This window comes from Bacillus cereus group sp. TH152-1LC (assembly GCF_027710505.1).
GTDB classification, from domain to species: domain Bacteria; phylum Bacillota; class Bacilli; order Bacillales; family Bacillaceae_G; genus Bacillus_A; species Bacillus_A mobilis.
The window spans coordinates 74,580-87,714 of record NZ_JAQFNK010000011.1; the positions used below are offsets into that span (position 1 = coordinate 74,580).

Genomic DNA, 13,135 nt, shown 5'->3' on the forward strand with positions numbered 1-13,135 from the left:
AGCCGTTAAGAGAAAAGAGAGGTGAGAATCACTTGGTCAAATATAAATGTATACTAGGAATATTTTTCGCTTGTCTTTTAGTTACTCTATGCCTTTATCCATATTTACCAAACTTTATGGCAGTACATTGGAATGAAAATGGTGGGCCGAACGAGTTTATGAGTAAACAGGTTGTTATAGCATTTATTCCTTGTCTTATTATTTTTTTACATGGATTCGTGTATATTATTTCACATAATATATATAAGTTTAATGAAGGCGAGCATATCATTATAAACGGATTTCTAAAGACGATTACTTTATTTATGTTGTTTATCCATATGCTCATTCTCTTTATTAATTTTAGAAGTATGATATCTTTTCAGACAGGACTAACAATTGGAATTAGTATGTTTCTTTTTATGCTTAGTAAAGGATTTAAAAACATTAAGAGTACGGAAAAAGACCCAATTAAATTACAAAAGATCCGTTTAGTGAGTAGGCGGATTTTTCAAGTGATGGCATGTAGTATATTGTTTTCATTGTTTTTGAACTTGAAGTGGGGGTTTTACGTGTTACTTAGTGTAATAAGCTGTGGCTCTATTTTATTTATGTTTTACATATTGTACTCATACATAATAGAAAGTTATGAAACGTAAAAAAGAGTCTTCTCATTATGAGAAGACTCTTTTAATCTATTTACTTCGTAATAAATTGTTGTGTCCAGTAGTTGCCGCTTTCTACATAGCCAACACCGATGTGAGTGAAGCCGTTATTTAAGATGTTTGCACGGTGTCCAGCACTGTTCATCCAAGCTTGTACTACTTCTTCAGGTGTACGTTGGCCTTGGGCGATGTTTTCACCGGCAGATGTATAAGAAATACCAAATTTCTTCATCATGTCAAATGGAGACCCGTATGTAGGGCTGTTATGATCAAAGTAGTTGTTTTTTTGCATATCTTCAGATTTAATGCGCGCTACTTTGCTTAATTCAGTATCGATTTTTAAAGCTGGTAAGCCTTGTTTTGTACGCTCAGCGTTTGTTAATTCAACAACACGTTGTTCGAACTCGCTTAAAGATTTTGCTTCTTCAGCAGGCTTTTGCTCAGCAGGTTTTTGTTCAGCAGGCTTTTGAGTATTGTTGTTTTCAGCTGGTTTTTGAGCTTCTGGTTTTTGAACTTCTTCAGCAGGCTTTTGCTCAACAGGCTTTTGAGTTTCTGGCTTAGCTGTTGGTTGCTCAGTTACAACATTTTCAGTAGGTTGTTGACCAGGAATAATGCAATTTGGTTGGAAGTTTCCTTGTTGCCATTGTGCTAATGATTCCACGCCCATAGATTGTAAGAATGCTTGTAATTCTTGTTGGCTCATTTGCTTCATCATCACTTTTGAATGCTGAATATTTTGAACCTTTATGTTAGATGGTTGTACTGTTGCAGCTTGTGCATCTAGAGAAGATACTCCTAAAGTAAGAGCCGTTGCAGCAGCTACAGATAATAAAACACGCTTTTTCATGATGTGTGTCCCCCTATATAAAGTTTTAATTTGTTTTCACACGATTTGTTTTTGACAGCCTGTCTGACTGACAAATTCATCGTAGCATAGATTTTGTGAGAAAAAAGATGGAAAAAAATTCATAGACTTTTAAATTACCTAATTTATCCTAAGTGAAGAAAAGGGAGAAAATAAGAGAAACGTAGAGTATAAAAGGAATTTTTAGCATTTTTATACTTCATTTTAAGAGGGGTTTTTGGATAAAGTTACCTGAATAGAAAATAAGGAATCCTATTGTATCAATGGTTTGAGCGATTTTTCGAGGAATATACTGGATTGATTTTTACAAAACTGTAATGTTTCTGTTGTTCTTTTTTATAATAAAGTAACATATTTTTAATGTTGTAGCGGACAAAAAAGCGGCTATCTCTTTACATAGACGAAGGAGATAGCCGTTTTCCTATTATTACGTATGTTACGAGTTATTACGAGTTGGTTTCAATTGCTTCTAATAATAAATCAACAATGTGAATTCCTCTCATTTTATGAGAAAGGCCTTCTCGCTCAATGCCTAATTTCATTTGTAATAAGCAACCTGGATTTGCGGTAACAATGGTTGCTGCTTCTGTTTCATGCACGCGATCCATTTTATAATCTAGAAATTCCATGGATAACTCTGAATGAACAATATTGTAAATACCAGCAGAACCACAGCAGCGATCCGCATCTTTCATTTCACGGTACGTTGCGCCTTGAATTGCTTCTAGTAACATACGAGGTTCTGAAGATGTTCGCATAACATTGCGTAAATGACAAGAGTCTTGATACGTAATAATTTGCGACTTGAGTCGTAGGTCATTACGTTTATGGAAATCTAGTTCTACTAGAATAGCGGTAATATCTTTAATTTTAGAAACAAACTGCTTTGCACGTTCAGCCCACTGTGGATCGTCTTTTAAAAGATAATCGTAGTCTACGAGGTAAGCTCCGCAACCACCAGCATTCGTAATGATATAATCGATGTTTAAATCTTCGAATGCCTTTATATTGCGCTTTGCTAATTCTTTTGCTCCACTTTTCTCACCAGCATGTCCATGTAATGCCCCACAGCAACTTTGTGTTTTCGGAATAACGATATCACAACCAGCTAACTGAAGTAGTTTCATCGTTGCATTATTTGTTTCTAAAAACATCGTATCCATTAAACAACCTGTGAAGAATGCAACTTGTTTCTTCTTTGTACTTGCAGCAGGTAAAAATGCAGGACGATCTTTCATTGCTTTCATTTTTGGGACTTTTGGTAAGACGAGATCCATCGTTGCAAGTGTTTCAGGGAATAACTTCATAATTCCTGTTTTATGTGTTAGCGTTTGTAAACCGGAACGTTGATAAAATCCGATTAATCCTGTTAATGTTCTCATTCGATTTTGATGCGGGAATAGTCCTTCAAAAACGACTTTACGAACAGCTCTTACTGGCACCGAGAACTTTTTGTTTTGATTTATAATATCACGAGCTTCTTCTAATAAATGCCCATAATTCACACCAGATGGACAAACAGGTTCACAAGCACGGCAGCCGAGGCAAACATTTAATGTGTTTTCAACATCTTCATCTGGCTCAATTAAACCGTCAACGACCGCTTTCATTAATGCGATACGTCCACGTGGTGAATGCGATTCTTTATATCCAGATTGAATATAAGTAGGACAAGTTGGTAAGCAGAAACCGCATCGCATGCAGTTTAGTAGTTCATCTTCACTTAATCGTTCTTTAAATTCCTTTTGAATGTTTTCTTTATTTAATGTTGTCATCGCTCAACCACCACTCTTTTACGAGTGTCCTTCGCGAACATCTTTCCTGGATTCATAATGTTATTTGGATCGAAGGCTTGTTTAATTCCTTGCATAGCAGCAATACCTTCTTTACCTAATTTCATTTCTAAATAAGGAGCTTTCATCGCGCCAACACCATGTTCACCAGTAATCGTGCCGCCAAGTTCAATTGCTTTTGCAAATATTTCAGCAAAAGCTTGTTCAGCTCTGTGCATTTCTTCTTCATTACGAGGATCTGTCATACAAGTTGGATGTAAGTTACCATCACCAGCATGCCCAAACGTACAAATAGGAATATTATATTTTTTTGCAATGGCATTAATCGCTTCAACCATTGGAGCGATTTGTGAACGTGGTACCGTTGCATCTTCTAGTATTGTAGTAGGTTTTAATCTTGCAAGTGCTGATAGTGCACTGCGTCGAGCTGTCCGAAGTGCATCTGCTTCCGCTTCATCTTTTGCAATGCGAACATCAACTGCATTCATAGAGCGACAAACGTTAGCCATTTTTTCAATATCTCGATTGACAACTTCAGGCGGACCATCTTGCTCAATTAATAAAATTGCTTTTACGTCAGTTGGTAAACCGATTTGAGCAAACTCTTCAACTACTTCAATTGTTGGTTGGTCTAAAAACTCGAGTGTTGCTGGAATGATTTTATTTGCAATAATAGAAGAAACAGCACGTGCAGCTTCATTAATATCTTCATAGAGCGCAAGCATCGTCTTCTTCGTTTCAGGCATCGGAACAAGTTTTAATATCGCTTCTGTTACGACACCAAGTGTTCCTTCAGAACCGATAAATAATCGAGTTAAATCGTAACCAGCTACATCTTTTGCTAATTTACCGCCAGTACGAATAATATCGCCATTTGGTAAGACAAGTTCAAGACCCATCACATAATCACGTGTTACGCCATATTTTAAGCCGCGTAAGCCACCTGAGTTTTCATTAATGTTACCGCCGATTGTAGAAATTTTCATCGAGCTTGGATCTGGTGGATAAAATAAACCTTTTTCTTCTACCGCTTTAATAATATCAAGCGTAATCACACCAGCTTGTACTGTGATTGTTAAATTCTCTTCATCAATTTCTAAAATGTTATTCATATGACGGAAGATAAGGACGATACCGCCTTCAAGTGGACATGTGCCTGCGCAAAGGTTTGTTCCAGAACCACGAACATATACAGGAATGTTGTGAGTGTTACATATTTTTAACACTTCCGCTACTTCATTTGTATTACGAGGAGCAATGACTGCATCAGGCATTGCTTGGAAGTTTGGAGTGGCATCATAACTATACGTTAAACGCCCCATATTGGATGTATCTACATTATCTTCGCCAACAATGGATACGAATGAATGAATAATTTGCTTTTCTAACATTGGAAATCCCCCTCAAACTGTTAACGTATTTAGTCATTATAAAAAACGTTGTCACAGTGCTTTCATTATAATGATAAAAAAGTTGGGGGATTCTTTCTATGTATAATCATCTGAAGATTACTCTGTTTTATCATTCTTTTTTGTATGATTATCTAATAAGAGGAGCGAGAAGTATAAAATATGTAAGTCTTTGAATTGTTTCGGGTCAAGTCCTGTATGCTCCTCAACCTTTTTAAGTCTGTAATGCAATGTGTTAATGTGTATATGTAATTGTTCAGCTGTTTGTTTATAAGATTGGTTATAATCGATAAATAAGCGTAAAGTGTGCATAAGTTCAGGAGATGATAGTAAGTTTTCGATCGTGCGCCTTAGAAACTGTTCCCGCGTTTCTGCAGAAATATCTTGTAAGCACATTTCTAAACGTAAATCTTCATTAAATACAATTTGTTTTGTTTTAAGTGATACGGAAAGAGCTTGTAATGCTTGTTCATACGATAAGTTCATATTGCTAGGCGTAACGGATTGTCCAATCCCGATATATAAAGGAATAGAAAACGAATTTTCACAGTCTTGTTTTAATCGTGTTAAAAATTGATACGTTTGCTCTTTGGAGTTCGTGGCTGTAAATAAAATAAATCGATCGTTTCCCCAACGAACAAATAGATGCTCCTTTGTTAATAGATTGCGTACGTGTTGCCAAATTTTCCGCTGAAGCATCGTGTCATTTTGATCGATAGAGAACAAAATGAGTTGTTTCTTCTTATATAAATCAATACCAAGTGTTTTGGCGCGATCAAGAAAGCTTGGAGACCAGTCTGTATTTTGAAGCCAATCAAAGACAAATGCTTCATAAGAACGGTGTTCAAGTTCTAGTTGTTCTAAAAAGTAGTTTTCGTGAATGAGTAGTTCGGTCATTTTACGTAATATTTCTCCGTATTGTGAAATGTTTTCAGGTTCGCCTGTAATTCCAATGACACCAATTACTTCGTCATGAAATAGTAAGGGAAGGTTCATCCCGGCTTTTACACCTTGCAAACGTCGTTCATCTTCTTTTGTAATAATGACAGTTTTCTTTTGTTTCGCACAGCGGAGTGCACCCTCATGAAATTGACCGATTCTTTCTACATCTGTACTTGCGATAATAACGCCTTGTATATTAATAATAATGATATTTTCTTTAATTAGTCTGCGTACTTCTCGTACAATTTTATTCGCTAAATCAGGAAAAAGCATAATTTGCACACCTCAAATTCTATTTGTTGTACATTATATATGTAAATGAAGTAAGAAAGGAAAATTTCACACTTTCCACACATTTATTTGTTATTTTACAATTATAACGAAATCATCCGAAGATGGAGGGAATCTTTTGAGAAAGTATGTTTTTCTTCTCTGTTTTTTATTTCTATTAGTAGGGTGTCAAGGAAGTACATATACACCGATTGCTAAAGATAAAAGTGTTATGATAACAACGAATATAAAAGAAGGTAGTATCAGTTTTGTTGATAAACAAACTAAAAAATTAATTACGACATGGGAACTGAATGAACCAATGGCAGGAGTTGCACTACTTCCAAACGGCGAGGACATACTTGTATATGGCAAGCAGTTAGAGTACATGTATGTATATTCACTAACAGAAGGAAGGCAAGTGGACAAGTATAAAACTGGAAAAGGCATTGTAAATGTGATTGTATCCGAAGATAAAAAGCAATTATTTGCTGCCGATCAAACTGCTCAAAAGGTAAGGTTCTTTACGATAAAAGGGAAAGAGACAGGGAGTGTGTCAACCGGAAAAGGACCAATAACGATGGTAGAGTACCATAACCAGTTATCTGTATTAAACTTTTATGATACGAAGCTAACGACTATTGATACAAAGAAAAAAGAAGTGATACAATCCTTTATGATTCCACCAGCATCAACGGGAGCGACAATTAGCTCAGATGGGAAAGAAATATGGATTGGCGGACATGGTGATGGAAATCAAGTCAATGAAAAAGTATTAGTATATTCATTGCAGAGCGGAGAAATGGTACGTTCTTTACATGCTCCGTTTATGCCTGTGAATATAACGAAGGATAATAAGTATGTATATGCATTAAGTCACGGTTCGAATACGCTTAGACAGTTTGATGTTAGCACGTATAAAGAGGTAGCTTCTGTAGAAATAGGGTCGAACCCATTTGCATTTTTGAAGAGCGGAGCAGAAGGATACGTAGCAAGCTATGATAGTGATGAAGTGTGTGTCATAGATATGAAGAATTTGAAAATAAAACAAACAATTAAAGTCGGAAAAGGGCCGTTTCAACTCATAGAGAGGGAAGGGAAGAACAATGAGTAAATATAGGGTGCTAGTTGTAGATGATGAAAGTGATATGAGGCAGCTCGTTGGCATGTATTTAGATAATTTCGGATACGATTGGGGCGAAGCTGAAAATGGAAAAGAGGCGCTAAAAAAATTAGAGACGGATCATTATGATTTCGTTGTATTAGATATTATGATGCCAGAGATGGATGGACTTTCAGTTTGTAAAGAAATTAGAAAAACATCAGATGTACCAATTATATTTTTAACAGCAAAAGGTGAAGAGTGGAATAGGGTGAACGGCTTACGTATGGGAGCAGATGATTATATTGTAAAGCCATTTAGTCCTGGAGAATTAATTGCTCGTATGGAAGCTGTGCTAAGACGTTATACAAAGCAAGAGCAACAAGAGGAGGTTCAGTTTGGACCGATCCTTATTAATGAAAAAAGTAGGAAAATTGAGGCTGATGGTGAGCCGATTTCTCTTACAGTAAAAGAGTTTGATTTACTCTATTTTCTTTGCCAGCATACAGGACAAGTATTTAGCCGGGAACAATTGCTGGAAAAGGTATGGGGATATGATTATGCCGGAAGTACAAGAACAGTAGATACGCACGTAAAAACGATGCGTTTAAAGCTTGGAGAAAGTGGAAACTACATTCAAACGGTTTGGGGTGTAGGCTATAAATTTGAGGTGTAACGTATGTTTACGATGGTACAGAAGCTTTGGCTGACAGTAGTATGTGCAGTATTTGTAACAGTTTCTTTTCTTTATTTTGTATCTTTATATTCGTATGAAAAACTATACGTTGATAATTTAAAAGATTCATTAGTAATGGAAGGGAAGGGTCTTGCTGCGCAATATGATAAGCGTGAAGGAATAGCAACTTTTGAAGAGAAAGTACGAGCATTTGATCAAATATCTAGTTCAGACGTTCTTTTCGTATCAAACCCACGTGATTTAAGCGCATGTTTACCTTTTGATGTGCATCATCATTCTCTTATAAGTGAAGGGGATAGGCAAACATTATTAGATGGAAAAACGGTGACAAAGATAGGGTATGAGGAACATTTTGACCGTAATATTATGGGAGTTGTCATCCCTGTTTTAGAAAATAAAAAGTTAGTTGGCATTGTATATTCTTATATTCCTTTAAAAAGTATAAAAGACTTAATATATGATATGGGCCTTATTTTAGCACCGTTAGCACTTGCTATGACTTTACTAACAATATGGATTGGGAGAAAGATTATTATCGCTATTACGAGACCGCTTTCGCAAATGGAACGAGTCGCCAATCATTTGGCTACGGGAGATTTCTCAGAACGAATTACAATTTCTTCTGAAGATGAAATTGGACGATTAGGAAAAGCATTTAATAAAATGGCAAATTCTTTAGAGACAGAAGACGTAAAGCGAAAGGAATTTTTAGCTAACGTTTCGCATGAACTAAGAACACCACTTAGTTATATAAAAGGATATAGTGAGGCTATTTTAGATGGTGTAGCGAAGGGACCACAGCAGGAAAAAGTTACACAACTTATTCATAAAGAAGCGGGGCGTATGCAGCGTCTCGTTCATGATTTATTAGATTTAGCACAATTAGAGGGTGAACATTTTCCACTAAAGAAACAACCTATCGTTTTCTCACAACTCATTGAAGATGTGTTAGATACGTATGAGATTAAGTTTATAGAAAAGAAAATTCGTATTTCAACAAATTTAAATCCAGAAATCATTGTAATGATTGATGAGGATCGTATGCAACAAGTGCTTCATAACGTGTTAGATAATGCGATACGGTATACCAATCAAAACGGGGATATTATGATAACGCTCAGGCAGATAGATGATTACTGTGAATTGAACATAAAAGATACAGGAATCGGTATTGAAACAGAGCATTTAGAAAATCTTGGCGAACGTTTTTACCGCGTTGATAAAGCGAGAAGTCGTCAACATGGTGGAACAGGTTTAGGCCTTGCCATTGTCAGACAAATTGTTCATATACATGATGGACAGTGGCGAATTGAAAGTGAAAAAGGGAATGGAACGACGGTTAGTATTAAATTGAAAATACAAGTTGAAGAAAGCATGTTCTAACGTGAAGGACATGCTTTTCTTCATGAATACATATAAATTAATATCAAATAAATATTAAAAATTTGACGATTTTATGAACAAAACATTTGTACTTCTTACCAATTCGTTCTAAAATAGTTATGATGCAAAGTTCTTATAAATCGTTTCAATTGTTGTTTGGAAGATACTGAGGTGATTTAACTGGAGTACAAATCTATTAAACCGAAAAAAATTTACGAAGAAGTATCTGAAGCTATTTTAACAATGATTAAAAATGGTACGTTAAAACCTGGTGACAAACTACTTCCTGTACATCAATTAGCTGAGCAGTTTCAAGTTGGTAGATCTGCTGTTCGTGAAGCGTTAAGTGCGCTAAGAGCAATGGGCTTAATTGAGATGAAACAAGGAGAAGGTACATATGTGAAGAATTTCGATTCTTCTTCATTAACAAAATCATTAAACAATAAATTATTAATGAAGAAAGAAGATATTTTGAACTTATTAGAAGTACGAAAGGTGCTTGAAGTGGGGGCGGTTCGAGCAGCTGCGGCAAAACGTACGGAAGATAATTTGCACAATATGAAGCATTGGTTAGATGAAATGGCAAAGAGCATTGGAGATGAAAAGGCTGGTGAAAAAGCAGATTTTCAGTTCCATATGGGAATTGCGGAGTCTTCGCATAACAACATTTTGCTTGAACTCATGAATCACGTTTCAGAGATGATTGCTGAAACAATTGGTGAATCAAGACGCATTATTTTATATGGTGAACAAACAACATCAGAACGACTTATAGAAGAGCATCAAGTTATATATGATGCAGTGTTAAAGCAAGATGTAGAATTAGCGCAGCAAGCAATGCTAGATCATTTAACAAATGTAGAACATATTGTCACAGGTAAAAACGATATAAATTCGTAATTTAATCTTTTAAAAATCAAATTTTTTGATAAAATAGAGAAAGATTAAGTAAGCGTTTTCTTTAGAAGAGGGAGAGGATAGGCCATGGTTGAGCCTACTTCTTCTCTTCTAAGTCATCTGATGACCATACTTTTTTGGTGGAGTTGTAAAAAGGGGGAGTAATAATTATGAAAGTTACTTTATTTGTTACTTGTTTAGTCGATATGTTTGAAACAAACGTCGGCAAAGCAACAGTTGAAGTGTTGGAGCGTTTAGGTTGTGAAATTGAATTTCCAGAAGCACAAGTTTGTTGTGGTCAGCCTGCTTATAATAGCGGCCATGTAGAAGCAGCAAAAGAAGCGATGAAACATATGATTGAAACTTTCGAAGATGCAGAATATATCGTTACACCATCTGGTTCTTGTGCGACAATGTTTCATGAGTATCCGCATGTTTTTAAAGATGATCCGAAGTGGGCTAAACGTGCACAAAAGATTGCTGATAAAACATATGAATTTACACAATTTATTGTAGATGTTTTAAAAGTGACAGATGTTGGTGCAAGTTTACCAGGGATCGCTACTATTCATAAATCGTGTCATATGACACGCCTGCTTGGAGTAAAAGAGGCGCCAGGAATTTTATTATCAAACGTCAAAGGATTAACTGTGAGAGAACTGCCAAATGCGCAAAATTGTTGTGGGTTTGGGGGAACGTTTTCAGTGAAGATGACTCCAATTTCTGAGCAAATGGTAGATGAAAAGGTAGATAGTGCAATGGAAACAGGTGCTGATTATTTAATCGGTGCAGATTGTGGGTGTTTGTTAAATATTGGCGGACGTATTGAGCGTTTAGGAAAAGAAATAAAAGTAATGCATATTGCTGAGGTACTGAATAGTCGCTCATGAAGGGGGAACATAAGCTATGTCTATGAAAATCAGTGAGAAAAAATTTAATGATCGCGTTGGCGATGGAATTCAAGATTCGTTTATGCGCGGAGCAGTATCTTCTGCACAAACGCGCTTATATACGAATCGCTTAAAAGCAGCGGACGAATTAGGAAACTGGGAAGAGTGGCGTGAACTAGGTGAACAAATTCGCCAACATACGTTAGAAAACCTTGATTATTACTTAATGCAGTTAAGTGAAAATGTATCAAAAAGAGGCGGACACGTGTACTTTGCGAAAACGAAAGAGGAAGCAGCAAAGTATATTCAAGACGTTGCAAAAAAGAAACAAGCGAAGAAAGTTGTAAAATCAAAATCAATGGTAACTGAAGAAATTAGTATGAATCATGCCCTTGAAGAGATTGGGTGTGAAGTGTTAGAAAGTGACTTAGGAGAGTATATCTTGCAAGTAGATAACGATCCACCTTCACATATTATTGCGCCTGCACTTCATAAAAATAGAGCTCAAATTCGTGATGTATTTAAAGAAAAACTTGGCTATGAAAATTCTGATGATCCATATGAAATGACAAAGTTTGTTCGTAAACAACTTCGTGAGAAATTTATGGATGCAGAAATTGGTGTGACAGGTTGTAACTTCGCCGTTGCAAATACTGGCTCTCTTTGTTTAGTAACGAACGAAGGTAATGCCGATCTTGTTATGTCGATTCCAAAAACACAAATTGCAGTAATGGGTATGGAACGTATGGTTCCGACAATGGAAGAATTAGATGTTTTAGTTGGTTTACTATGTCGTAGTGCAGTAGGGCAAAAATTAACAAGTTATGTAACTGTAGCGGGACCGATTCAAGAAGAGGAAGTAGATGGACCTGAAGAATTTCACCTAGTTGTTGTTGATAATGGCCGATCTCAAATTCTTGGATCTGAATTCCGCTCAGTATTACAATGTATTCGTTGTGCTGCTTGTGTTAACGTATGTCCTGTATATCGTCATGTTGGTGGACATTCGTATGGTTCTATATACTCAGGACCAATCGGTGCGGTATTAACTCCACTTTTAGGCGGATATGACGATTATAAAGAACTTCCTTATGCATCTAGTTTATGCGGAGCATGTACAGAAGCTTGTCCAGTAAAAATACCATTGCATGATTTATTATTAAAACATCGCCAAGTAATTGTTGAGCAAGAAGGACGTGCTCCACTTGCAGAAAAATTAGCAATGAAAATGTTTAGTATGGGTGCTTCTTCAGCTGCTTTATATAAAATGGGGTCAAAAATGGCACCAGCTGCAATGAGCCCATTTACATCTGGTAACCGTGTATCAAAAGGTGTGGGGCCACTTAAAAACTGGACAGATATTCGTGAATTCCCGGCTCCAAGTAAAGAACGATTCCGTGATTGGTATAAAGATCATAAGAAAGGCGGGGACAAATAATGACAGGATTAATTCAAAACCGTGACTCCTTTCTAGAGAATATTGCAAAAGAACTTGGACGTGAGCGGAAAACGGAAGGCGTAAAGCGTCCAGCATGGAAAAGTAATGTGAATGTAGAAACGCTAAAAGATTATTCACAAGAAGAATTGTTAGAAGTATTTAAAAATCAATGTACAAACATTCATACAACTGTAGTGGAAACAAACGACCGTTTACGTGAAGATATTCAAAAAGTAATCGTGGAAAACGGCGGGGGACCTATTATGTTATCGGCAGATGAACGTTTTGATTCTTATGGATTGACTTCTTTATTTAAAGAAGAGCTTCCAAAGCAAAATGTTGAAGTGAATGTATGGGATCCTGAGAAAAAAGAAGAGAATATGCGTATCGCAGAAAGAGCGAATATTGGAATCGCATTTAGTGATTATACTTTAGCTGAATCTGGTACGATTGTTGTACAAAGTCATAAAGGTCAAGGTCGTTCTTTACACTTTTTACCGACTGTCTACTTTGCTATTATTCCACGTGAAACACTTGTGCCTCGTATTACACAAGCAGTTCAGGATATGAACACACGTATAGAAAATGGCGAGAAAGTGGCATCTTGTATTAACTTTATTACAGGGCCTAGTAACTCGGCAGATATTGAAATGAATCTTGTTGTCGGAGTACATGGACCATTAAAAGCAGTATATTTCATCGTATAAAAAAGGGGAAAGCAGGCCAGAAAATGGCCTGCTTTTTTAATAGAATAGAGATAATATGAAGTAGAATTTCTCTCCTTTTTTTGCTATGTTCTTCTGGA

Annotated in this window: 12 protein-coding genes; 8 read left to right on the forward strand and 4 right to left on the reverse strand. The window is 36.3% G+C overall.

Annotated features, from left to right (window positions below):
* Positions 1-32: 32 nt before the first annotated feature.
* Entirely contained in the window at positions 33-638 is a 606-nt protein-coding gene (locus PDL00_RS21845) for a DUF1648 domain-containing protein (protein ID WP_270731164.1), read from the forward strand.
* 40 nt (positions 639-678) lie between these two features.
* Here the strand turns inward: PDL00_RS21845 and PDL00_RS21850 are convergent, their stop codons facing one another.
* The 4 genes from PDL00_RS21850 to PDL00_RS21865 all read right to left on the reverse strand — a co-directional run bounded on the left by PDL00_RS21850 (position 679) and on the right by PDL00_RS21865 (position 5,926).
* On the reverse strand, positions 679-1,491 hold the full coding sequence (locus tag PDL00_RS21850; RefSeq protein WP_048526777.1) for a CAP domain-containing protein: 813 nt from the start codon (positions 1,489-1,491) through the stop codon (positions 679-681).
* 464 nt (positions 1,492-1,955) lie between these two features.
* Positions 1,956-3,284: a (Fe-S)-binding protein gene (locus PDL00_RS21855; protein WP_270731167.1), complete on the reverse strand. Its 1,329-nt coding sequence runs from the start codon at positions 3,282-3,284 to the stop codon at positions 1,956-1,958.
* Positions 3,281-4,693 carry a glycolate oxidase subunit GlcD gene (glcD, locus tag PDL00_RS21860; protein WP_270731169.1) on the reverse strand — a complete coding sequence of 471 codons (1,413 nt, stop codon included), beginning with the start codon at positions 4,691-4,693 and terminating at the stop codon, positions 3,281-3,283. The genes PDL00_RS21855 and glcD overlap by 4 nt, the downstream gene beginning before the upstream one ends.
* Positions 4,694-4,810: 117 nt before the next feature.
* A complete protein-coding gene (locus PDL00_RS21865; RefSeq protein ID WP_242252232.1) occupies positions 4,811-5,926 on the reverse strand; it encodes a CdaR family transcriptional regulator in 1,116 nt (371 codons plus the stop codon).
* A gap of 136 nt (positions 5,927-6,062) precedes the next feature.
* On the opposite strand from PDL00_RS21865, the gene PDL00_RS21870 reads away from it, so the two are divergent.
* The 7 genes from PDL00_RS21870 to PDL00_RS21900 all read left to right on the forward strand — a co-directional run bounded on the left by PDL00_RS21870 (position 6,063) and on the right by PDL00_RS21900 (position 13,037).
* On the forward strand, positions 6,063-7,037 hold the full coding sequence (locus tag PDL00_RS21870; RefSeq protein ID WP_242252233.1) for a YncE family protein: 975 nt from the start codon (positions 6,063-6,065) through the stop codon (positions 7,035-7,037).
* Complete coding sequence (locus PDL00_RS21875) at positions 7,030-7,701, forward strand: response regulator transcription factor (protein ID WP_242252236.1); 672 nt, start codon at positions 7,030-7,032, stop codon at positions 7,699-7,701. Before PDL00_RS21870 ends, PDL00_RS21875 begins: the two co-directional genes overlap by 8 nt.
* Before the next feature lie 3 nt (positions 7,702-7,704).
* Positions 7,705-9,105, forward strand: a complete 1,401-nt coding sequence (locus PDL00_RS21880; protein ID WP_242252240.1) for a sensor histidine kinase — start codon at positions 7,705-7,707, stop codon at positions 9,103-9,105.
* A gap of 210 nt (positions 9,106-9,315) precedes the next feature.
* On the forward strand, positions 9,316-10,005 hold the full coding sequence (locus tag PDL00_RS21885) for a FadR/GntR family transcriptional regulator (RefSeq protein WP_270731224.1): 690 nt from the start codon (positions 9,316-9,318) through the stop codon (positions 10,003-10,005).
* A gap of 167 nt (positions 10,006-10,172) precedes the next feature.
* The gene (locus tag PDL00_RS21890; RefSeq protein ID WP_000869141.1) at positions 10,173-10,892 is read left to right on the forward strand and encodes a (Fe-S)-binding protein; all 720 of its coding nucleotides are present in this window, start codon (positions 10,173-10,175) and stop codon (positions 10,890-10,892) included.
* Between the two features lie 16 nt (positions 10,893-10,908).
* Positions 10,909-12,330, forward strand: coding sequence for a LutB/LldF family L-lactate oxidation iron-sulfur protein (locus tag PDL00_RS21895; RefSeq protein WP_000061923.1), 1,422 nt, complete (start codon positions 10,909-10,911; stop codon positions 12,328-12,330).
* Entirely contained in the window at positions 12,330-13,037 is a 708-nt protein-coding gene (locus PDL00_RS21900; protein WP_270731174.1) for a LutC/YkgG family protein, read from the forward strand. Before PDL00_RS21895 ends, PDL00_RS21900 begins: the two co-directional genes overlap by 1 nt.
* Positions 13,038-13,135 lie beyond the last annotated feature (98 nt).